Origin of the sequence: Martinezella calliandrae, from assembly GCF_030272695.1 — a bacterium.
GTDB lineage: Bacteria > Pseudomonadota > Alphaproteobacteria > Rhizobiales > Rhizobiaceae > Rhizobium > Rhizobium calliandrae.
Genome location: NZ_JARFYN010000006.1, coordinates 121,644 through 144,078 on the forward strand (window position 1 = coordinate 121,644; position 22,435 = coordinate 144,078).

Genomic DNA, 22,435 nt, shown 5'->3' on the forward strand with positions numbered 1-22,435 from the left:
ATGATGGGCGACCGGCTGATCGAGATCACGCATCCTGACGATCCGCGCATCGCCGAGTTTCGCCATATCCGCGAACGCGACCTGACCGGCCGCGAGAACCGTTTCATTGCAGAGGGTACGGTGGTGCTGCGGCTTCTGGCGCAAGCACATGCGGCAGGCGGAGACTTCGTTGCCGAAAAGGTGCTGCTTTTGCGCAACCGGGCCGCGGGGCTGGAGGAGACCATCGCGGCCTTCCCGCCTGCCGTGCCTGTTTATGTTGCCGAAGCCTCGGTGCTGGACGGCATCGTCGGCTTCCATCTGCACCGCGGCGTGCTCGCTCTCGGCCGGCGCGGGGCGCAAACCGATATCGATGCCTTCCTCGATCGGTTGCCGAAGCGGGCGCTTGTCCTTGCCGGCTGCGGCATTTCCAATCACGACAATGTCGGTTCGATGTTCCGCAATGCCGCCGCCTTCGGCGCCGACGCGGTGCTGCTCGACGAAACCTGCTGCGATCCGCTGTATCGCAAGGCGCTGCGCGTATCGGTGGGCTCGGTGCTGACCGTCCCATATTGCCGTCAGCTGAGCGATGTCGATCTGCTGACCGCGCTTTCGGGGCGCGGCTTTTCTGTCTGGAGCCTGTCCCCTCGCGGCGAGGTCGATATTCGCGCTGTTCCGCCGGCTGATCGCGTGGCGCTGGTGGTCGGTAGAGAGGGGGAGGGGCTGCCGCAGAAGATCCTGTCGGCTTTTGGCAGCCTGCGGATACCGCAGGCGCCAGGCCTCGACAGCTTGAACGTGGCAACGGCGAGCGGTATTGCGCTCTTTGCGCTGGCGTCCCTGATAAGACGTGTCTGAATTTTCAGTTTTGTATCGAGCTTTTATCGCTGTTTGGGCAACAGCGCCGCAGCGCGTTCAGCCAGGCTGAGGCGTCCACCTTTCTCCGAGACGCTCGTTTCCTTAGGTAGGAGATCGAAGATTGGCGATTTGTCGCCTTCTCTGAGTGCGGTCAGCGCCACCATGTTGGCAGCGATGGTGGCGATCTCCTCTCGCATGGCTTGGTCATGCGAGGGCGAGCGGGATTTGAGCAGGCGGTCGGAAAGGGCTGCGGCGCGGTTGCGCGCCTCTTCCGTCATCTGAGCAGTATCGTCTTCCACATTGCGCTCCGCTTCTGCCGCGTTGGCGCCAGCGTCGACAATCTCCACGACCTTCGGTCCGGCCGGTGGCTTCGAGCCCTTGGCGCGCTTGCCGGATGGGACAAGACCGGCGGCCCGAAGCACACGGCGGGCTTCCTGCGCCTCGGCACTGGTCGTTTCCAGCTTCTCCTTCAGGCGCGCCACATCCTGAACGTGGCGTTCGATCGCAGTTTCCTTGTCGGCCTTGTCGGCAATCTCGCGATCCAGCCGCTCCTCAAGCCGCTGAGCCTTGTCGCTTTCCTGGCCTAGCCGCAATTCTGCATCCTTTGCACGCAGGCTTGCAAGGTTCAGGTCCTGGCGCAGCGTGTCGCGCTCATCTCGCAACGTGCTGATGCGGAGCTTCAGGCTTTCGATTTCGGTCTCTCGGGTCGCAAGATCGATCTTCATGTTGTCTGCGTCGGAAGCCATCTTGGTCATGCGCTTGCGCAAAGTGTCGATGTCGGCATCCTTCTCGGCACTGACCTGTTCGGCAGCATGGATGCCGGATTTGAGCTGGCTGATATAGCTCTCCTCACGGCGCAGGCGCGAGCGCAGCTCACCGGCTTCGACCTCCATGTCGTCGATCCGCGTCCGCAATTCGCTGTTTTCAGAGGCGAAACGACCAGCTTCCTGCTGAAGCTTGCCGTTGTGAATCTGTAGGGCGACGCTCTTGTCGCGTTCCTGTGTCAGCGCCTGTTCGGTTTTGGCGTTTTCGGCAGCAAAGAGGGCGCGCGCCATGTCCTTCTGCGCCCGCACCTCTTGCGGGCTGAGCGGCATGGTCGCCTTCAGTCGTTTTTCCGTAAACCAGACTATACGGCGGTGAATTGCAGGCGCGACGAGGAAGACCAGAAAGGCGGCGGTCAGAAAGCCCAATCCAAACAACAGAGCGAATTCAATCACGGCGCAGCCAGCATCTAGGAGTTGTTTTCGATCTCAATAAAGTGGTTAAGCAAATGATTAAGCATGGGGCAGGCGCGCGGGCAAGCATTTAAATCCGATATGGTTTATCGGCGGGCCGGAGTTCTATCACAAGAAAAGGCCCGCGATCTGCGCGGGCCAGGCAACACGATAAGCGGGAATGTCGTCGCGGGATCAGAAAGGATTCCATGTCGGGTTCGGCGTAACCTTGAGGTAGCCGAGGTTGACGCCGAGACGAGCGCCGAGGCCGGTGCGGATCGGCACCAGCACGATGTCGTTGTTCTTCAGCACGGTCATGCCGACGCCGGCGACGACGAAGGCCTGGCCGCTGACACCGCCAAAGCGGGTGTAGACGCTGTCGACGCTTGGCAGGTCGTAGACCAGCATCATGACGCGGGTGCCCTGACCGCCGTAATCGAGGCCAAGCGAGGGACCCTGCCAATAAAGCGGGTGCTCGCCGGCATTCTTAGTGTTGAGCTGGCCTTCGCCATAGGTCAGTCCGGCGATGAAGGCGCCAGAACCTTCCTGGCCGAGGATATAGCCATTCGGCAGGCCATATTGCTGGAAGGCCCGCTCGACCACCTTGGCGAGGCCGCCGCTCGTCGAGCCGAAGAAGGAGTGGCCGGCATCGACGATTTCCTGCATCGAATATTCGTTGTTGGCTGCGGCGGCTGCCTGACGAACCGGCAATGCGAAGCTTACCAATGCAACCAGGGCTAAGATCAGCCCGAGGCCGACCGTTCTCGTGCCGAGGCTTGGCATTCTCTTCAGGAGTTGATAGCGCATGACAGTCATCCGTTCATCATGGTCGGGGCAATGGAGCGGATGCGCCGCGCATTCTGATGAACGCGCTGAGTACACCTCGCTCCTCAGTCCAGACCGCTCCGTCCATGTGCCGCACGGCGAATCGCGTACGAAAGGGTCTGGTGGTGATGAATGCATTTTGCGTCGATCATCTTAACAATCGGTTTACCAAATATGGTGTCTTTATGGCGTGCGGTACGCCGCCTGCGGCAATCCTCGGGCAATCTTGCCGTGGCAACGTAGAATCATACTGCGTTCCGCCTTTGTCAGCATTCAGGAGACAATGAATGTCGAAGAATCCGAACCTCACATTGACCGGACCTGATCTGGCCGCGCTGCTATGCAGTCGCGTGTGCCATGATGTGATTTCGCCGGTCGGTGCGATCAATAACGGTCTCGAGCTGCTCGACGAGGGTGGCGCCGATGCAGATGCGATGGATCTGATCCGCACCAGTGCCCTCAATGCCTCCGTGCGTCTCAAATTCGCACGCCTTGCCTTCGGCGCATCCGGATCGGTGGGTGCCTCGATCGATACGGGCGAGGCTGAACGCGCCGCCAAGGATTTCGCCGCCGCCGAAAAGAAGACAGAAGTCAGTTGGATCGGCCCGCGCGCCATCATCGCGAAAAACCGTGTGAAATTGCTGCTCAATCTCTTCCTCGTCGCCTATGGCTCGATTCCACGCGGCGGCAATATCGAGGTGACGCTGGAAAATCCCGATCTCGACGCGAAGTTCACGATCACGGCGAAGGGCCGGCTGATGCGCGTGCCGCCGAAATTCGCGGAGATCTGCTCGAGTACGCTAGAAGAGGCAGTCGATGCTCACTCTATCCAGCCCTACTACACCGTGCTTCTGGCCGACGAGAGCGGCATGGAACTTTCCTACAACGCCACGCCGGAAGAGCTGACTTTTATCGCGGCCATGCGCAGCCAATAAGCGTTGCCCGCGCGAGTTATGACGATGATCCCGCAGCCAGATGTCCCGCTGCGGGATAATCTTTACGTGTATAGCCGCTCTCTCGCAGTCTTTCGGTTGTCTGCGCAATTAAGAATACATTGGTAACGAATCCTTAGCCTCGTGCGCCTATCGTCCCAATTTGAGGTGGTGCCCGATCGATGGCAACCGGGCGCGAAGGAGCTGACAATGCAGCGGTTCATGATTACGGATACGTCGGATGTCGTACGCAAGGTCGGCAAACGAATTCTGTCCGAGCTCGATTTTCTTGTCAGCGAAGCCGGCGATGCCCGCGAGGCGTTTACGCGCTGCCAGGCCGAACTCCCGGATTATCTGATCGTCGACGCCGGCATGGAAGGCGCCCTCGATCTGATCGCCAGCATCCGCGCCATGCCGAACGGCAAGGACGTAAAAATCTACTATTGTGTCGTCGAGGCGGACCTGCGCAAGCTAATGGCCGGCAAACGGGCCGGTGCGACTGATTTCCTGCTGAAGCCCTTCGACCGCAAGATCTTAACCGCCGTCTTCGGCAATCGCGCTGTCGCCGCCTGACCACATCCGCAGACTGCCGAACGCATCGCGGCCGCCGCGTCTGGCGGCCTTATTTTTGGATGTTTGAAAAACACAACAAAAATCCCGCCTGAAAGGGCGGGATTTTCGCGGGTTGGCGATAAGGGAAGGGCGGTTCAGGCGCTTTCGGCGAAATCGTTGCTATCAGGCTCGCGCAGCACATAACCACGGCCCCAAACGGTTTCGATATAGTTGGCGCCGCCGGCAGCATTGGCGAGTTTCTTGCGCAGTTTGCAGATGAAGACGTCGATAATCTTCAATTCCGGCTCGTCCATGCCGCCATATAGGTGATTGAGGAACATTTCCTTGGTGAGCGTGGTGCCCTTGCGGAGCGAAAGCAGCTCCAGCATCTGATATTCCTTGCCGGTCAGATGCACGCGCTGGCCACCAACTTCGACGGTCTTGGCATCGAGATTGACGATCAGTTCGCCGGTCAGGATCACGGACTGTGCGTGTCCCTTCGAGCGGCGGACGATGGCGTGAATACGGGCGACCAGTTCATCCTTGTGGAACGGCTTGGTCATATAGTCGTCGGCGCCGAAGCCGAGACCGCGAACCTTGTCTTCGATACCGGCCATCCCGGAGAGGATGAGGATCGGCGTCTTGACCTTCGAGAGGCGCAGCGTGCGAAGCACTTCGTAGCCAGACATGTCGGGAAGGTTAAGATCGAGCAAAATGATATCGTAGTCGTAGAGCTTTCCGAGATCGACGCCTTCTTCACCGAGATCGGTGGTATAAACGTTGAAACTTTCGGATTTGAGCATCAGTTCGATGCTCTGCGCTGTCGCGCTATCGTCTTCAATAAGTAAAACCCGCATAATTATCCCCTTTACCGCCGCCGAAAGGTCGTCAGCCCCCTTACGCGATACCGATCAAATCACTGCCTGATTTGGAAGCTGCCACGGAATGGTTAACAAATTCTGATTCACTCTGGCAAGACGTATCGAATTTATTAAATAATTTTTCCATTGCACTGTTTTCCAAAGACAATCGGCAAATATCATTCCTAAAGTGTTGCATTAAGAAGACACGCCAAGTGATTCATTCGACTCACCAATGCCGACATTTCGAATTCCGACTGTGACATTTACTGACCCTTAAATGATCGTCCCTATCATTAACGATGCCCGTAAACGAAAGGTTACCAGCGGTAGGTTTTTATTAAGATCGCTGGAAATTTTTTTAACCAAGCCGTTTCAAAGCGGTGCGGCGGGTCAACAAATAGAGAGCCGGGGTCTCGCATCACGGGAGTAATGCGTATGAAGTCACGTGAGAGCCTAACGCGCCTGAAGGAGTTTCAGGTGAACGAAAAGCGTCGTCAACTGCAGCAACTGCAGATGATGATGGCGGAATTCGACCGCATGACAAAGGATCTGGAGAACCAGATCGTGCTGGAAGAGAAAAAGTCCGGCATTTCCGATCCAAACCACTTCGCCTATCCGACCTTTGCCAAGGCCGCACGTCAGCGTGCGGACAACCTACAAGTGTCGATCCGGGAACTGCAAGTGCAGGAAGACGCGCTGGAAACATCGCTGGAAGAAATGCAAGCCGAATACGCCAAAGCGGCAGCGCTCGAAGAGCGCGATGGTTCGGGCCCGGTGAGGGCACGCGCCTGAATTGACCATTCCGCCGCCCTTGCTTGAGGTCGCATAGTCCCGTTCCGACACCGGACGATTTTTGGGATTATGCAAGAAGCGGCGGAAACGGCTCGAAAGCCGTGCATGACTGGCCATGGTGGGTGGCCGGCCATGCACGGCTTTTGGCGTTTTCAGATGGGGATGCCGATCATTTCTGGCTGCGTGCCTACATGTTCACCACGTCGCGCCATTCCTCGTGACGCAGTGCTTGCGACTTGAAAAACGGGCAGAGCGGGATGATCTTCCAGCCGCCACGGCGAGCTTCCTCGACGGCGTGAAGGGCAAGGGCCTGGCCCACTCCCTTGCCGCGGAGGGCTTCCGGAACGCCGGTATGGTCGATGATGATAAGCGTGGCGGAGGCGCGCGAAAAGGTCATTTCCGCCTCGTGGCCTTCGACGGTCGCGACGTAACGGCCCCCGGATGCATTGTCTTCGTTGCGGATATCCATGATTTTCCTTTTGATTTTCGATGTTTTCGGTTCGACGACGAATAACGGTTTGTCTTAGGTCGATGCTAACAAACCTGATACCGGTGGCAAGCAGCGTGCGCGTGGGGCGGCCTCACTGTTCGAAAATCGATTTGGATTTCCGGTCATATGCGCTATCCGGCTGTGATAGCAGCGAAGCAACCAGTTGGGAGGTTTCAGGCACCAATGCGCAATTTGCAAGCCGTGCTTCTGGTCACCGTCCCGTTTCTGCTGGCTTTCGGCCTCGTATTGCCGCTGGTCCGCCTCGAAAAGTTTTATTTCTTCAGCGATACGCCGTCCCTGCTCGGGATCATCGGTTCTCTCTGGCAGACGGAAAACTATCTTCTTGCCGCGATCGTCGCGTTGGTCTCGGTGGCCCTGCCGATCCTGAAGACCGTGAGCCTGGCGGTTGAAGCGATGGGAACGCGACGAAAGAGCGAAGGCGGGTTCTTTTTCGACCATGTCGTGCCGCATTTGGCGCGTTGGTCGATGGCGGATGTGCTGCTGGTAGCAATTGTCATCGCCGCCGCCAAGACCAGCGGGCTCGCCACTGCGTTTACGCAACCGGGCCTGTGGTTCTATGCAGGTTCCACCATGGTTTCGGGCCTTCTTCATATCCTGCTGAGGAACGAAAAAGGCCCGAACTGAAGATGAACGAATGTCGCGTCTGTGTGCAGTCGTCAGTGACGATACTGCTGAATGCGGGTCGTCCGGAGGCCGGCAAGGCCATGGGTATTGATGGACGACTGCCAGGAGAGAAATTCTTCAACGGTGAGCGTATAGCGCTCGCAGGCTTCTTCCAAGCTCAGCAGACCACCACGCACAGCGGCGACAACCTCGGCCTTACGACGGATAACCCAGCGGCGTGTATTCGGCGGCGGCAGGTCGGCAATCGTAAGCGGGCTGCCATCGGGGCCGATGACATACTTTACTCGGGGACGTATCATTTCGGTCATTGGACTCTCTACACATACTCAAGACCACGAGAGTCACTCTATCTTGCCACATTTAAAAATTGCCTAAGCGCTTAGTAACACTTTGCTAAGAATTTTAAGGAACGCCGATACGGGTGATTTGCCCATTTCACGGCATCGCCACCGCCCATGCAACCCGCTGTTATTGCAGCGGAAAAGCCGTCGTCGTGCGATTTTTGTCAGTGATAACTTACGCTTCTGGACCGCTGATCAGGCGCCGACCAGGTTTTTCTTGCCGCCCCAGCAGATGAAATTGGGATTGGCAAAATCGCAATCGTCGCTCCGTCCGGTCTTGCCGTAGAAGAGCGGACGGCCGTCGACAGTGAGGGTCGAGCCACCTGCGGCGCGTAGTACGGCGTCGCCGGCCGCCGTATCCCACTCCATGGTGCGGGAAAAGCGCGGATAGACGTCAGCCTTGCCTTCGGCAAGAAGACAGAATTTCAGCGAAGAGCCGATCGAGGTACAAGCGGAGACGGCATTTTCCGCCAGGAAGCTATCCGTCTTTGGGCTGCCGTGGCAGCGGCTCGCAAGCGCCAGCAAATTCTCAGGCCGCGCGCGCACTGCGATGGCAGAGCGGTCGGCAATGGTGAATTGCTCAGTGATGACGAGCTTCCGCGCCTTGCCGGATTCGCCGGTAAAGGCGATGCCGAGAGCGGGCGCGTATACGATCCCGATGACAGGAACGCCGTTCTGAATATAGGCGATGTTAACGGTGAACTCATCGCGATGTTCTATGAATTCGCGTGTGCCGTCGAGCGGATCGACAAGAAAGAAGCGGCCGCCGCCAATGTCGGGAACCTTGCCGGCGGCCACAGATTCCTCGGCGACTGCGGGAATGTCCGGAAAGTCGCGCGCAAGATGTTCGAGAATAATGCGCTCGGCGCGCTCGTCGGCGATGGTGACCGGGCTCATGTCCTGCTTCAAAGCGACGGTGTAGCCGGCACGGTAGACCTCCAATATGGCCTTACCCGCCTCAAGGGCCGCTTTTTCAAATGTCGCGAGCATTCGCCTGTTCGTCTTTCCGCAGCTCGTCAGCCTATCGATATTGACGATATAGTAGTTTAGAAGTCTCCACTATTAAGTTTAGACCTCCCGCCGATCACGTTTTTAGCGGCTAGCGCTTGCATCGTGACTTAGCAACACGGCTTTACCTCTATGCGCCGATGTCGGCAAAATCCGCGGCCGCCGCGTGTCCTTTGGGATACAGTGCTCCGCCATTGCTGCGCATTCGGGAAAGAACATGTTCTGTTTGCGAAGGTTTTCCGTCCTTTCCAGACTTGTCGTTTTTGTTGCATATGCGAATGTGTGGCCGCGTAGAGACCAGGATTCATACATGCGTTATTCGGCATATCAGGTTCTGAAGCAGGCGCTTTCAGGAAACCGTCATTGGCAGCCTGTCTGGCGAACGCCGGAACCGAAACCGCATTATGATGTAATCATCGTCGGCGGCGGCGGGCATGGGCTGGCGACCGCCTATTATCTCGCCAAGGAGTTCGGCATCACCAATGTTGCCGTGTTGGAAAAGAGCTATCTGGGCTCGGGCAACGTCGGCCGCAATACGACTATCATCCGCTCCAACTATCTCCTGCCCGGTAACGAGCCATTCTACGAATTCTCGATGAAGCTTTGGGAAGGGCTGGAGCAGGACTTCAACTACAACGCCATGGTCTCCCAACGCGGTATCATCAATCTCTTCCATTCCGACGGACAGCGCGACGAATACGCCCGGCGCGGCAACGCCATGCGCATGCACGGCGTGGACGCGGAACTCTTGAACAGCGATCAGGTCCGCAAGATGATGCCCTATCTGAATTTCGATCATGCGCGCTTTCCGATCCTCGGTGGGCTGCTGCAGGCGCGTGGCGGCACGGCGCGGCATGATGCTGTCGCTTGGGGTTATGCGCGCGGCGCCGACAGTCGCGGTGTCGATCTCATCCAGCAATGCGAGGTGATCGGCATCCGTCGGGAAGGTGGTGCAGTAACCGGTGTCGAGACCACGCGAGGCTTCATCGGCTGCAACAAGCTGGCGCTGGCGGCGGCCGGCCACACCTCGATCCTCGGTCGCATGGCGGATCTGGAACTGCCGATCGAAACCCACGTGCTGCAGGCGTTCGTCTCCGAAGGGCTGAAGCCGGTGATCGATCATGTCATCACCTACGGCGCCGGCCACTTCTATATATCGCAGTCGGACAAGGGCGGTTTGGTCTTCGGCGCCGATATCGATTATTACAGCTCCTACGCCCAACGCGGCAATCTCGCCACCGTCGAGCATACGATGGAGGAGGGGGTCTCGCTGATTCCCGGCCTGTCGCGAGTCCGCGTGCTGCGGAGCTGGGGCGGCGTGATGGACATGAGCATGGATGGCTCGCCGATCATCGACCGTACGCCGATCGACAATCTTTATCTAAACTGCGGCTGGAACTATGGTGGCTTCAAAGCGACCCCAGCCTCCGGCTTCTGCTTCGCGCACCTGGTCGCCAAGGGCGAGAGCCACGATGTCAGCCGCTTCATGCGTCTGGACCGTTTTGCACGCGGTTTTGCGATCGACGAAGGCGGCAAGGGTCCGCAGCCGAATCTGCATTGAGGGCACGAAACCAATGGCAAGCTTGATCACCTGCCCGCATTGCGGCGCGCGCCCGAAAGAAGAGTTCACTATTCGCGGCTGCGCATCCGTCGTCCGCCCCGCGCCATCCGCCCCGGATGAAGACTGGCATCGCTATGTCTATGTCCGCGACAATGAGCGCGGGCGCATTCTAGAATATTGGCATCACGCGGCCGGTTGCCGCCGCTGGCTGGTCATCGACCGCAGCAACATCACGCACGAGGTCTTCTCCGTCACCGATGCCGCCGGCAAGGCGCGGGAGACGGCGCAATGACAGCCTATCGTCTTTCCTCCGGCGGGCTCGTCAATCGCAGCCGACCGCTGTCGTTCAAGTTCGACGGCAAGGATATGAAAGGGATGGAGGGCGATACGCTCGCCGCCGCCCTTCTTGCCAACGACCAATTGCTCGTCGGCCGCAGCTTCAAGTATCACCGTCCGCGCGGCATTCTGACGGCGGGCTCAGCCGAACCGAATGCGCTCGTGACGATCGGCAAAGACGGACGGACTGAGGCGAACACTCGCGCTACTGTCGCCGAGCTCTATCAGGGCATGAGCGCCGTCAGCCAAAACCGTTGGCCGTCGCTAAGGTATGACTTCGCCTCGATCAACGGTCTGTTCTCGCCCTTCTTCGGTGCGGGCTTCTACTACAAGACCTTCATGTGGCCGGCAGCTTTCTGGGAGAAGGTCTATGAGCCGTTGATCCGCCGTGCTGCCGGTCTCGGCAAAGCGGCTATGCAGGCCGATCCCGATCGCTATGAGAAAGCCTGGGCACATTGCGATCTGCTGGTGGTCGGGTCCGGCCCAGCCGGGCTGATGGCGGCGCTGACCGCAGCGCGCGCCGGACTGCGGGTCATCCTTGCTGACGAAGGATTTCGCCTGGGCGGATCGCTGCTGTCGGAGCGATTGTCGATCGGCGGCGTCTCCGCAGAGGCCTTTGTGCGTGCAGCCCTCGATGAGCTCCAGAGCTTCGGGAATGTCACGTTGATGCCGCGCACCACGGTGTTCGGCTGGTATGACGACAATGTTTTCGGCGCGGTCGAAAAGGTGCAGAAGCATGTGGCAATGCCATCGCCCGATCGGCCGGTCGAGCGTGTGTGGCGTATCGCCGCCAAGCGCGCGATCCTGGCCACCGGCGCGGAAGAGCGGCCCCTGGTTTTCGGTGGCAATGACAAGCCTGGCGTGATGATGGCCGCCGCCATGCGCAGCTATCTCAATCGCTATGGCGTGGTGGTTGGACAGAGGGTGGCGGTGTTCACCAACGGCGGGTCGGGTTATCGCACGGCATTGGATCTGGCAGCGGAAGGCGTCGAAATATCGGCCATCGTCGATACGCGCGACGCTTCCTCCGACGCGGCGCCAAAGGGCGTTCGCGTCATTCGTGCTGGCACGATACAGGCCACGAAGGGCCGGCATCGTATCCGCGGCGTGATTGCCGATCGCGGCGGCCTGGACGAGCTCGTCGACTGCGATGCGCTTGCCATGTCGGGCGGCTGGTCACCGATTATCCATCTTGCCTGTCAGCGCGGCGCCAAGCCGGTTTGGTCAGAAGAGAAGCAGGCCTTCACGGCGCCGACCGTCGGCGGCGAACTGGAGATCGCCGGCGCGGCCGGCGGAATCGACAGCGTTTCGGGCTGTCTTGCCGACGGAGCGAGAAAAGCGCGACTGGTCGTCGAAAGCCTCGGGCACACGGCGCATGACGCCGAGATGCCGGAGGTCGAAGGCGACTACGATCCGACCTTCGCGGCCATCTGGCACGTGCCGGGCGCCAAGGATAAAGCCTTCGTCGACTTCCAGAACGATGTTCATGCCAAGGATTTGGGTCTGGCATTGCGCGAAGGCTTTGGGCATGCGGAACACGCCAAGCGCTATACGACGAGCGGTATGGCGACGGATCAGGGCAAACTCGGCAACGTCAATGCCGCAGGTATCATCGCCGGCATGCGTGGTGTCAGTCCCGCCGCTGTCGGCACGACGACGTTTCGGCCTTTCTATACGCCAGTCTCGTTCGGCGCCCTGGCGGGTACGGCGCGCGACAGGCATGCGCAGCCGGTGCGGGAATCGCCGTTGCATGGGTGGGCGAAGAAAAATGGCGCGACTTTTGTCGAAGCCGGCCTTTGGTATCGCTCGGCCTGGTTTGCGCGCCCGAGCGAGAAGACCTGGCGCGACAGTGTCGATCGCGAAGTCCTGAATGTCCGCAACAATGTCGGGCTTTGCGATGTCTCGACGCTCGGCAAGATCGAAGTGTTCGGCAAGGATGCGGCGGAGTTCCTCAACCGGCTCTATTCCAATGCTTTCCTGAAATTGCCGGTCGGCAAGGCACGTTACGGGTTGATGTTGCGCGAGGACGGCATGGTGTTCGACGACGGCACGACCAGCCGGCTTTCGCCCAACCATTTCTTCCTGACCACGACGACCGCTATGGCAGGCGACGTCATGACCCATATGGAATTCTGTGCCCAAACCCTCTGGCCGCAGCTCGACGTGCGGTTTGCCTCCTCCTCCGATCAATGGGCGCAGATGGCAGTTGCAGGGCCGAAGGCGCGGCTGGTTCTGGAGCAGATTGTCCAGGATGATATCTCCGACGAATTCTTCCCGTTCCTTGCTGCCGCAGAGGTGAGGTTGAAGGGTGGACTGATGGCGCGGCTTTTCCGCATCTCCTTTTCCGGCGAGCTGGCCTATGAGTTGGCCGTCCCCGCCGGCTATGGTGAGGCGGTCGGCGATGCGATCATGGCGGCGGGCAAGGCACATGGTATCTGTGCTTACGGGGTCGAGGCGCTGAATGTGCTCCGCATCGAGAAGGGGCATGTCACCCATAGCGAACTGGATGGCCGCACCACGCCGGACGATGTCGGCCTCGGCCGGATGATCGCGACGCAGAAGCCCGATTTCATCGGCAAGCGGCTCTCGACCCGCTTCGGCCTCACGGCGGCCGATCGCATGCAGCTCGTCGGGCTGAAGCCGGTCGATCCCACTAAGGAAATTCGCGCGGGTGCTCATCTTTTGAAGGAAGGCGCCAAGCCTTCGACGCTCAATGACCAGGGCCATGTTTCTTCCGCCTGCTTCTCCCCGGTTCTCGGCCATTTCATCGCATTGGCTTTCCTCAAATCGGGTCGAGAGCGGATCGGTGAATATCTGGTCGTCTGGGATGGGCTGCGTGGGGAAGAGGTGGTCGCTGAGGTCTGCAATCCGGTCTTCGTCGATCCGGCTAACAAAAAGCTTTTGGGATGAGAAGTCGATGAGCGTCGCATATCAAAACCGGCATGTGCTGGCAGATCACATTTCCGGCTTCGAAGGTGAGCCAAATCCGAATCATCTCGCCGTGGTCCGCCGCCCCGTCATCTTCAGCGTGCTTGCTCATTCCGGACAGCAAGACTGGACTTTAGCGGCGCTGAAAGCGATGCCGGATGTTTCGGTGCGCCAAGTCGGGCCGGACGAGTGGCTGGCGGTATCGGAGGTTTTGAGCGCCGAAAGCCTGGCGCGCGATCTTGCCATTCTCGATGTGGGGCGCGTTTCCTTCTTCGAACAGAGCGATGGGCGGGTCATATTGCGCCTCTCAGGCCCGAGCGTCCGCCGCATCCTGGCAAAATGCGTGGCAGTGGACCTGCATCCGCAAGTCTTTGCCGAGCGGCACTCGGCCAATATGCTGTGCTGTCATGTCAGCGCCAATCTGGCCCGTACCGGTCCGGACCATTTCGAGATCATCGTCCCGCGCTCCTACGCTGGCAGCGTGTTCGAGGAGCTGATGGAGATGGGTCGGGAATTCGCATTGACGGCCGGGTTTGCCGATTGAACCCATAGATCGGAAAGGGCCCGGCGGTTTTGCGACGCGCTTATGCGCCGAGAACAGAATGGCGCGATCCGAACAGTTGCGATGGCGCAAACAGGCAGATTGGTTTCGCAGTTCGGGCTATTTGGCCTTCAGGATAGTCTCTAGGCTGCCCCGCAAATACGGCCGGTTACGCGGGAAAACTCCCCAGACTTCGCGCCGAACACAGGGGATATTTACATGAAAAGCCATGCCAAGGTGGTTGTCATCGGCGGAGGGGTCGTCGGATGTTCGGTGCTCTATCATCTGACGAAATTCGGCTGGACGGATGTCGTGCTGCTCGAACGTTCCGAATTGACTTCTGGGTCGACCTGGCACGCCGCCGGTGGCATGCACACGATCAACGGCGATCCCAATGTCGCCAAGCTGCAGAAATACACCGTCGAGCTCTATAAGGAGATCCAGGATTATTCCGGCCAGGATATCGGGCTGCACATGACGTCCGGCCTGATGCTGGCAGCAACGCCGCAGCGTTTCGACTGGCTGAAATCAATCCTCGCCAAGGGCCGCTACAATGGTCTGGAGGCGACATTGCTGACGCCGAAGGAAGCGCATGAGATGATGCCGCTTCTCGATCCAGACCAGTTCGTCGGCGCGCTCTACGATCCCGTCGAAGGTCATCTCGACCCTTACGGCACCACGCACGCCTATGCCCGTTCGGCCAAGAAGAACGGCGCCGAGATCTATCTGCACACCAAGGTCGAAGAGCTGGTGCAGCGCGAGGACGGTTCCTGGCGCGTCATTACCAATCAGGGCGAGATCATCGCCGAGCATGTCGTCAACGCCGCCGGCCTTTGGGCACGCGAAGTCGGCCGCATGGTTGGGCTGGAGCTGCCAGTGCTCGCCATGGAGCACATGTATCTGATCACCGAGGACATGCCGGAAGTCGCTGACTTCAACAGAACGACCGGCAAGGAGCTGATGCACTGCGTCGATTTCGACGGTGAGATCTATCTGCGCCAGGAACGGCAGGGCATGCTGATGGGCACGTACGAAAAGGCCTGCCGTCCCTGGTCGCCGGTGACGACGCCCTGGGATTTCGGCCATGAGCTGCTGGCCGAGGACATCGAGCGCATAACGCCGGAGCTGGAAGTCGGTTTCCGACATTTCCCAGCCTTCAACAAGGCCGGCATCAAGAAGATCATCAACGGCCCTTTCACCTTCTCGCCAGACGGCAATCCGCTGGTCGGGCCCGTGCGGGGGCTGACCAACTACTGGTCGGCCTGCGCCGTCATGGCCGGCTTCAGTCAGGGCGGCGGCGTGGGGCTGGCGCTCGCCAACTGGATGATCCACGGCGACCCCGGCTTCGACGTCTTCGCCATGGACGTCTCGCGCTATGGCGACTATGCGACGCTTGCCTACACCAACGCCAAGGTGCGCGAAAACTATGCGCGGCGCTTCTCCATCCGCTATCCCAACGAGGAATTGCCGGCGGCACGGCCGCTGCTGACGACGCCGGTCTACGACAAGCTCAAGGCCGCGGGTGGCATATTCGGCGCGTCGTATGGACTGGAGCAGGCACTGTGGTTCGCGCCGGCGGGCGAAGTGGATGAGTTCTCCTGGCGGCGCTCCAATGATTTCGATGTGGTCGGCGCCGAGGCGAAGGCTGTGCGTGACAGCGTCGGCCTGATGGAAACCTCCGGCTTTGCCAAATATTCGGTCAAGGGGCCGGGTGCGGAAGCTTTTCTCGACCGGCTGCTCGCCTGCCGTATTCCGGCCGTCGGCCGCATGACGCTGGCGCCAATGCTGAAGCATGATGGCAAGCTGATCGGCGATTTCACACTCGCCAAATTAGGGGAGGGGGATTTCCTCGTCATCGGCTCTGGCATTGCCGAGGCCTATCATATGCGCTGGTTCGAGAGCCAATTGCCAAAGGACGATTCGGTCGAGTTGAAGGCGCTCGGTTTGTCGTTGCTTGGCTTGTCCATTGCCGGACCGAATGCGCGCAAACTCTTAGAAAAGCTGACGCATCAGGATGTCTCCACAGCCGCTTTCCCCTTCATGTCCATCCGTCGCATGGATCTCGGCATGGCGCCCGCCATCGTCGGCCGTGTCTCCTATACAGGTGATCTCGGTTACGAGATCTGGATGAAACCTGAGCATCAACGTTACCTCTTCGATCTTTTGATGGAAGCGGGCGCCGAATTCGGTGTCAGGCTGTTTGGTCTCAGGGCATTGAACGCGCTCCGCCTCGACAAATCCTACGGTAGCTGGGCGCGCGAATATCGGCCGCTTTATGGGCCGTTCGAGGCCGGGCTCGGCCGGTTCGTCGCGCTGTCCAAGGAGGCCGATTTCATCGGCAAGTCTCAGGCGGCCAAGGAGAAGGCAGAGGGCGGTGCCTTGCGGCTGCGCACCTTTATTCTCGCGGCCAAGGACGCCGATGTTATCGGCGATGAGCCGATCTATCACAACGGCGCTGTCTGCGGCTGGGTGACTTCGGGCGGCTATGCGCATGCCTCCGGGGCCTCGGTCGCCGTTGGTTACGTGCCGAAAGAGATTGCCGACGAAGAGCAGGGGTGGTCGATCGAACTGCTCGGCGAAATATTGGCGGCGTCGCTGCAGGCGCAGCCGTTGTTCGATGTCGAGGGTACGCGCATGCGCTCCTGATGATCGCGCTTAGACGGCGAAGAACGGGCTCCGCGGGAGCCCGTTTCTGACAAAATGTCTTCAGCCTGGAATATCCGTTCGGGCCATCTTGGCTATTTTTGAGCCAAGTGGTGCCATTTTTCTGTCTTTTCTGGTCCGATTTGCGTCATCGCGCGCCTATTTGAAAAGAATTTGTCAATTCCCCGCCTTTTTAGCTTCACATTTGCTTCGAAAACAGTATGGAATCGAGCCCACGGGTCCTCTCGAAGGAAACCCTAATCAATAAGAGATGCAGTCGATAGACTCTGCATCCAGGGGAAATGACATATGGATTATTTTATCCAGCAGCTCCTTAATGGGCTGACTCTCGGGTCTATTTACGGCCTGATCGCCATTGGTTACACCATGGTTTACGGCATCATCGGCATGATCAATTTTGCCCATGGCGACGTTTTCATGCTCGGCGGCTTCGCCGCTCTCATCACTTACCTGGTTCTTGTATCGCTCTTCGCCGGCCTGCCGGTGGCGATCATGCTGCTGGTCATGCTCATCGTTGCCATGCTGATGACGAGCCTGTGGAATTGGGTGATCGAGCGCGTTGCTTACCGGCCGCTGCGTGGTTCGTTTCGACTGGCGCCGCTGATCACCGCAATCGGCATGTCGATCGTGCTGTCGAACTTCATCCAGGTCGCACAGGGTCCGCGCAACAAGCCGATCCCGACTTTGGTGGGCGACGTCTATAATATAGGCGGCGTATCGCTATCGCTGAAGCAGATCATCATCTTCATCGTTACGGTCATTCTGCTTGCCGCTTTCTGGTATGTGGTCAATAAGACAGCACTTGGTCGCGCCCAGCGCGCCACGGAGCAGGATCGCAAGATGGCCGCGCTGCTCGGCATCAATGTCGACCGCACCATTTCCGTCACCTTCATCATGGGCGCGGCGCTCGCCGCCGTGGCCGGCACGATGTACCTGATGTATTATGGCGTCGCCAACTTCACCGATGGCTTCGTTCCTGGCGTCAAGGCGTTCACTGCCGCCGTTCTCGGCGGCATCGGCTCGCTGCCGGGTGCCGTCCTCGGTGGCCTGATGATCGGCTTCATCGAGTCGTTCTGGTCGGGCAATTTCGCTATCGCGTACAAGGATGTCGCGACCTATGGCATCCTGGCCTACGTGTTGATCTTCAAGCCGACTGGTATTCTCGGACGGCCGGAAGTCGAGAAGGTGTAACGCCATGGCAAGCTCAAACTTCGTTCCAGGCAAGACCGCGCCCGGCCTTGTCCAGAAAGGAATTACCGACGCTCTTTGGACGGCGGTCATCGCATTCGGCATGTTCGTTCTCTATATCGGCCTCAAGACCGATCAGAACATCGACAACAAGCTGATCATCGTTCAGCGCTGGGGATTGCTGGCGTCCATCGTTGCCATCGCCGCGGTGGGACGGTTCGCCATCACCGTCTTCCTTCAGCCGGCGCTTGCCGCCAGGAAAGCCGCCAAAGCAAAGGCTCCTCCGGTCGAAGCCGAGCAAGGCTTCGTATCGAAGAACTTCAACAAGATCGCTTTGGCGTTCCTGCTTGTCTATCCGCTACTGGCGCTGGCGCTTTTTGGTACGCAGGGCTCGCTGACCTATGTCGACAATTTCGGCATCCAGATTCTGATCTATGTAATGCTTGCCTGGGGCCTGAACATTGTTGTTGGTCTCGCCGGTCTGCTCGACCTGGGCTACGTCGCCTTCTACGCGGTAGGAGCGTATTCCTACGCGTTGTTGTCGACGCATTTCGGCCTGTCCTTCTGGATACTGTTGCCGTTGTCCGGCATCTTCGCCGGATTGTGGGGCATGATCCTAGGTTTCCCAGTATTGCGCCTGCGCGGCGACTATCTGGCGATCGTGACGCTCGCTTTCGGTGAAATCATCCGCATCGTGATCACCAACTGGACGGATGTGACCAAGGGCAGCTTCGGCATTTCCAACATCACCAAGGCGTCGTTGTTCGGTCTCTATACGTTCGATCTCAAGGATCCGCACAATATCATCCGGACCTTCGGTCTGCCGATCTCGTCGGCCTGGTACAAGATCTTCCTGTTCTATGTCATCCTGGCGCTCTGCATGCTGACGGCCTATGTGACGATTCGGTTGCGCCGCATGCCGATCGGCCGAGCTTGGGAAGCGCTGCGTGAAGACGAAATCGCCTGCCGGTCGCTCGGCATCAACACGGTGACGACGAAGCTTACGGCGTTTGCCACCGGCGCGATGTTCGGCGGCTTTGCCGGCTCGTTCTTCGCCGCACGGCAAGGCTTCGTTTCACCGGAATCCTTCGTGTTCCTCGAATCGGCAGTCATTCTCGCCATCGTCGTCCTCGGCGGCATGGGTTCGTTGAAGGGCATCGCTTTCGCCGCGATCGCGATGGTCGGCGGCACGGAGTTGCTGCGCGACATGGGTTTTCTCAAGTTGATCTTTGGTCCGGATTTTACGCCGGAGCTCTACCGCATGCTGATCTTCGGCCTCGCCATGGTCGTAGTCATGATCGTGAAACCGCGCGGTTTCGTCGGAACTCGTGAGCCGACCGCCTTCCTCAAGGAGAAAAAAGCGGTGTCCGGCAGCTTTACCAAGGAGGGCCACGGCTGATGAACGCTGTGACCGCAAGCACCGACGACATCCTGCTCAAGGTCGAGCATCTCTCGATGAGATTCGGCGGCCTGATGGCGATCAACGACTTCTCCTTCGAGGCCAGGCGTGGCGACATCACCGCGCTGATCGGTCCGAACGGCGCCGGCAAGACCACGGTCTTCAATTGCATCACCGGCTTTTACAAGCCGACGATGGGGATGATCACGCTTAACCAGAAGAGCGGCAAGCAATTCCTCCTGGAACGGCTGCCGGATTTCCGAATTACGCGCGAAGCCAAGGTGGCGCGCACGTTCCAGAATATCCGTCTGTTCTCGGGCCTGACCGTGCTTGAAAATCTACTGGTGGCCCAGCACAACAAGCTGATGCGCGCATCCGGCTATACCGTCCTCGGTCTGCTCGGCATCGGCAAATACAGCGCTGAGGCCAAGAACGCCATCGAGCTGGCGCGCTTCTGGCTGGAAAAGGCCAATCTCGTCGATCGCGCCGACGATCCCGCCGGCGATCTCCCTTATGGGGCGCAGCGTCGCCTGGAAATTGCGCGTGCCATGTGTACCGGCCCGGAACTCCTATGCCTGGACGAGCCGGCGGCGGGTCTCAACCCGCGCGAGTCGCTGGTGCTCAACGAATTCCTGCGCGGCATTCGCAAGGATGCCGACACGTCGATCCTTCTGATCGAACACGACATGTCCGTGGTCATGGAGATTTCCGACCACGTTGTTGTGCTCGAATATGGACAGAAGATTGCCGATAGCACGCCGGATGAGGTCAAGAACGATCCAAGAGTGATCGCGGCTTATCTGGGCGTCGAAGATGCAGAAGTTGAAGAGGTGATTGCCGAAGTCGAGCACCTCCAAGAGGGCGAAAATCGATGACGGGGCAACCGCTTCTGAAAGTTGAGGGCGTCGAAACCTATTACGGCAATATCCGCGCTCTCGCCGGCGTCAATGTCGAAGTCAACAGCGGCGAAATCGTCAGCCTGATCGGCGCCAACGGCGCCGGCAAGTCGACGTTGATGATGACCATCTGCGGCAGTCCTCAGGCCCGCAACGGATCGGTGACCTTCGATGGCCGCGATATTACCCACATGCCGACGCATGAGATTGCCCGGCTGCGTATTGCTCAGTCACCCGAGGGGAGGCGCATCTTCCCGCGGATGACCGTCTATGAAAACCTGCAGATGGGTGCGAGCCTCGATAAACTCAAACATTTCAATGAGGACGTCGAAAAGATCTTCACCCTGTTCCCACGCTTGAAGGAGCGTCAATCGCAGCGCGGCGGCACGCTGTCGGGCGGCGAACAGCAGATGCTGTCGATCGGCCGTGCGTTGATGGCGCGTCCCAAACTGCTCCTGCTCGACGAACCTTCGCTCGGCCTTGCGCCGCTGATTGTCAGGGGCATTTTCGAAGCGATCAAGGTTTTGAACAAGACCCAGGGGCTCACGGTTTTCCTGGTCGAGCAGAACGCCTTTGCCGCGCTCAAGCTCTCCGACCGCGCCTACGTGATGGTCAACGGCCGGGTGACGATGAGCGGCTCCGGTCAGGAACTGCTTGCCAATCCGGAAGTGCGTTCCGCCTATCTCGAAGGCGGCCACCATTGAGCCCCGTTTTGCGGAGAATTTGATATGCAAGGACTTTTCTTCGAAAGCGATAGCGGCGGGCGCCTGGTCATTCGTGTGGTTATCGTTATCTTGGGCTTCTGGACAGCATGGCGCGCGGGCCGCGCGGTGGCGAGTAACTGGAACTCCTATCCGCTGGCGGTCATCTATACTTTTCTGATCGGCCTCGGGCTGCAATTTCTGCACCATGCGCTGTTTAACGGCCCGGTGTTCGACCTCTACAACTATATCCTCGACGTGGTTCTACTCTTCATCTTCTCCACGGCCGGATACCGCTATCGCCGCACGGACCAGATGGTGAACAACTACTATTGGCTCTACGAAAAGACCTCGGCCTTTTCGTGGAAGAAGAAGAATTGACAGTGCGTTGAAACTAGGCACAGTCTGCATTCAAAGTCGGGCATGATCCCATCTGAAAAGTGCTTGAACTACTTCTTGGGATCATCTCTTCTAGACTTCGGAATACAAGCTTACCGGCGCGATCATTGGTGGGTATTGCGCAGGCAAATCAAACGGAACCCGCTAAAAAAAACTGGGAGTAACAATATGAAGAAGTATCTTCTGTCGGCCGTGGCTCTGTCGGCAATGATCGCATTCAGCGGCGTTGCAAAGGCTGACATCATCATTGGCGTCGCAGGCCCGCTGACGGGTGCAAATGCTGCGTTTGGCGCACAGCTCCAGAAGGGCGCTGAACAGGCCGTTGCCGACATCAACGCTGCCGGCGGCATCAACGGCGAAAAGATCAAGCTCGAACTCGGCGACGACGTTTCCGACGCCAAGCAGGGCGTTTCGGTTGCCAACAAGTTCGTCGCTGACGGCGTGAAGTTCGTTGTCGGCCACTTCAACTCCGGCGTTTCCATCCCGGCCTCGGAAGTCTATGCTGAAAACGGCATTCTGCAGATCACCCCGGCTTCGACCAACCCGGTGTTTACTGAACGTGGCCTGTGGAACACCTTCCGTACCTGCGGTCGTGACGACCAGCAGGGTGCAGTTGCCGGCAAGTACATCGCCGACAACTTCAAGGGTGCCAAGGTTGGCATCGTTCATGACAAGACCCCCTATGGCCAGGGCCTGGCCGACGAAACCAAGAAGAACCTCAACGCCGATGGCGTGAAGGAAGTTCTCTATGAAGGCATCACCCCCGGCGACAAGGACTACTCGGCGCTTATCGCCAAGATGAAGAACGCCGGCGTCGATTTCGTTTATTACGGCGGTCTGCACACCGAAGCCGGCCTGATCATGCGTCAGATGGCCGATCAGGGCGTCAAGGCTCACTTCATGTCCGGTGACGGTATCGTCTCGAACGAGCTGGCTTCGATCGCGGGCGACGCCGTTGACGGCACGCTGATGACCTTCTCGCCGGATCCGCGCAAGAACCCGGCTTCCAAGGATCTGGTCGCCAAGTTCCGCGCAGCCGGCTACGAGCCGGAGGGCTACACACTCTATTCGTACGCCGCCATGCAGGTCATCGCCGACGCCGCAAAGGCTGCCGGCTCCAACGACCCGATGGCTGTTGCCGACGCGATGAAGGCAAAGGGTCCCTACAAGACCGCCATCGGCGAACTCGGCTTCAACGAAAAGGGCGATATCACTCGTCCGGACTACGTGATGTACAAGTGGTCCAAGGGTTCCGACGGCAAGTACAACTACGCCGAAATCGAAAAGTAATATGCGACGCCGGTTTTCCGGCAGTGCATTCGATCTGCG

22 protein-coding genes are annotated in these 22,435 nt (G+C 59.0%); 16 read left to right on the top strand and 6 right to left on the bottom strand.

Annotated elements, in window-relative coordinates; all coding sequences use genetic code 11:
• Positions 1–831 carry a TrmH family RNA methyltransferase gene (locus tag PY650_RS06535; protein WP_285878236.1) on the top strand — a complete coding sequence of 277 codons (831 nt, stop codon included), beginning with the start codon at positions 1–3 and terminating at the stop codon, positions 829–831.
• A 23-nt stretch (positions 832–854) separates the two neighbouring features.
• Here the strand turns inward: PY650_RS06535 and PY650_RS06540 are convergent, their stop codons facing one another.
• Both PY650_RS06540 and PY650_RS06545 read right to left on the bottom strand, forming a co-directional pair.
• Positions 855–2,048, bottom strand: a complete 1,194-nt coding sequence (locus tag PY650_RS06540; RefSeq protein ID WP_285878237.1) for a hypothetical protein — start codon at positions 2,046–2,048, stop codon at positions 855–857.
• A gap of 192 nt (positions 2,049–2,240) precedes the next feature.
• The gene (locus PY650_RS06545; RefSeq protein ID WP_432761496.1) at positions 2,241–2,852 is read right to left on the bottom strand and encodes a DUF1134 domain-containing protein; all 612 of its coding nucleotides are present in this window, start codon (positions 2,850–2,852) and stop codon (positions 2,241–2,243) included.
• A gap of 305 nt (positions 2,853–3,157) precedes the next feature.
• Here PY650_RS06545 and chpT point away from each other — a divergent pair, with 305 nt between their 5' ends.
• Positions 3,158–3,805, top strand: coding sequence for a histidine phosphotransferase ChpT (gene chpT / locus PY650_RS06550; protein WP_285878238.1), 648 nt, complete (start codon positions 3,158–3,160; stop codon positions 3,803–3,805).
• A gap of 207 nt (positions 3,806–4,012) precedes the next feature.
• Positions 4,013–4,375 (top strand): response regulator, encoded by a 363-nt coding sequence (locus tag PY650_RS06555; protein ID WP_285878239.1) that lies wholly within the window; start codon positions 4,013–4,015, stop codon positions 4,373–4,375.
• 134 nt (positions 4,376–4,509) lie between these two features.
• On the opposite strand, the gene ctrA is transcribed toward PY650_RS06555, so the two are convergent.
• Positions 4,510–5,211: a response regulator transcription factor CtrA gene (ctrA, locus tag PY650_RS06560; RefSeq protein ID WP_285869825.1), complete on the bottom strand. Its 702-nt coding sequence runs from the start codon at positions 5,209–5,211 to the stop codon at positions 4,510–4,512.
• 441 nt (positions 5,212–5,652) lie between these two features.
• On the opposite strand from ctrA, the gene PY650_RS06565 reads away from it, so the two are divergent.
• Positions 5,653–6,009 carry a flagellar export protein FliJ gene (locus PY650_RS06565; protein ID WP_285878240.1) on the top strand — a complete coding sequence of 119 codons (357 nt, stop codon included), beginning with the start codon at positions 5,653–5,655 and terminating at the stop codon, positions 6,007–6,009.
• Positions 6,010–6,196: 187 nt separating this feature from the next.
• Here the strand turns inward: PY650_RS06565 and PY650_RS06570 are convergent, their stop codons facing one another.
• Positions 6,197–6,478: a GNAT family N-acetyltransferase gene (locus PY650_RS06570; RefSeq protein WP_285878241.1), complete on the bottom strand. Its 282-nt coding sequence runs from the start codon at positions 6,476–6,478 to the stop codon at positions 6,197–6,199.
• 204 nt (positions 6,479–6,682) lie between these two features.
• Here PY650_RS06570 and PY650_RS06575 point away from each other — a divergent pair, with 204 nt between their 5' ends.
• Positions 6,683–7,144 (top strand): paraquat-inducible protein A, encoded by a 462-nt coding sequence (locus tag PY650_RS06575; protein ID WP_285878242.1) that lies wholly within the window; start codon positions 6,683–6,685, stop codon positions 7,142–7,144.
• Positions 7,145–7,176: 32 nt separating this feature from the next.
• Here the strand turns inward: PY650_RS06575 and sciP are convergent, their stop codons facing one another.
• On the bottom strand, positions 7,177–7,452 hold the full coding sequence (sciP, locus tag PY650_RS06580) for a CtrA inhibitor SciP (protein WP_004107124.1): 276 nt from the start codon (positions 7,450–7,452) through the stop codon (positions 7,177–7,179).
• A 228-nt stretch (positions 7,453–7,680) separates the two neighbouring features.
• Positions 7,681–8,475 (bottom strand): 3'(2'),5'-bisphosphate nucleotidase CysQ, encoded by a 795-nt coding sequence (gene cysQ / locus PY650_RS06585; RefSeq protein WP_285878243.1) that lies wholly within the window; start codon positions 8,473–8,475, stop codon positions 7,681–7,683.
• A 328-nt stretch (positions 8,476–8,803) separates the two neighbouring features.
• On the opposite strand from cysQ, the gene PY650_RS06590 reads away from it, so the two are divergent.
• From PY650_RS06590 to PY650_RS06640, 11 genes are all read left to right on the top strand, one after another.
• Positions 8,804–10,054 (top strand): sarcosine oxidase subunit beta family protein, encoded by a 1,251-nt coding sequence (locus tag PY650_RS06590; protein WP_285878244.1) that lies wholly within the window; start codon positions 8,804–8,806, stop codon positions 10,052–10,054.
• A 13-nt stretch (positions 10,055–10,067) separates the two neighbouring features.
• Positions 10,068–10,346: a sarcosine oxidase subunit delta gene (locus PY650_RS06595; protein ID WP_285878245.1), complete on the top strand. Its 279-nt coding sequence runs from the start codon at positions 10,068–10,070 to the stop codon at positions 10,344–10,346.
• Entirely contained in the window at positions 10,343–13,300 is a 2,958-nt protein-coding gene (locus PY650_RS06600) for a sarcosine oxidase subunit alpha family protein (RefSeq protein WP_285878246.1), read from the top strand. Before PY650_RS06595 ends, PY650_RS06600 begins: the two co-directional genes overlap by 4 nt.
• Before the next feature lie 7 nt (positions 13,301–13,307).
• Positions 13,308–13,862, top strand: coding sequence for a sarcosine oxidase subunit gamma (locus PY650_RS06605; protein WP_285878247.1), 555 nt, complete (start codon positions 13,308–13,310; stop codon positions 13,860–13,862).
• 216 nt (positions 13,863–14,078) lie between these two features.
• Positions 14,079–16,505 (top strand): GcvT family protein, encoded by a 2,427-nt coding sequence (locus tag PY650_RS06610; RefSeq protein WP_285878248.1) that lies wholly within the window; start codon positions 14,079–14,081, stop codon positions 16,503–16,505.
• A gap of 306 nt (positions 16,506–16,811) precedes the next feature.
• Positions 16,812–17,714 (top strand): branched-chain amino acid ABC transporter permease, encoded by a 903-nt coding sequence (locus PY650_RS06615; RefSeq protein WP_285878249.1) that lies wholly within the window; start codon positions 16,812–16,814, stop codon positions 17,712–17,714.
• Positions 17,715–17,718: 4 nt separating this feature from the next.
• Positions 17,719–19,110, top strand: a complete 1,392-nt coding sequence (gene livM, locus PY650_RS06620) for a high-affinity branched-chain amino acid ABC transporter permease LivM (RefSeq protein WP_285878250.1) — start codon at positions 17,719–17,721, stop codon at positions 19,108–19,110.
• Positions 19,110–19,985 carry an ABC transporter ATP-binding protein gene (locus PY650_RS06625; RefSeq protein WP_285878251.1) on the top strand — a complete coding sequence of 292 codons (876 nt, stop codon included), beginning with the start codon at positions 19,110–19,112 and terminating at the stop codon, positions 19,983–19,985. Before livM ends, PY650_RS06625 begins: the two co-directional genes overlap by 1 nt.
• Positions 19,982–20,710, top strand: a complete 729-nt coding sequence (locus tag PY650_RS06630; RefSeq protein WP_285878252.1) for an ABC transporter ATP-binding protein — start codon at positions 19,982–19,984, stop codon at positions 20,708–20,710. The genes PY650_RS06625 and PY650_RS06630 overlap by 4 nt, the downstream gene beginning before the upstream one ends.
• A 24-nt stretch (positions 20,711–20,734) precedes the next feature.
• Complete coding sequence (locus tag PY650_RS06635) at positions 20,735–21,088, top strand: DUF6867 family protein (protein ID WP_285878253.1); 354 nt, start codon at positions 20,735–20,737, stop codon at positions 21,086–21,088.
• 186 nt (positions 21,089–21,274) lie between these two features.
• The gene (locus PY650_RS06640; protein WP_285878254.1) at positions 21,275–22,396 is read left to right on the top strand and encodes a branched-chain amino acid ABC transporter substrate-binding protein; all 1,122 of its coding nucleotides are present in this window, start codon (positions 21,275–21,277) and stop codon (positions 22,394–22,396) included.
• The last annotated feature ends 39 nt before the right edge of the window (positions 22,397–22,435 follow it).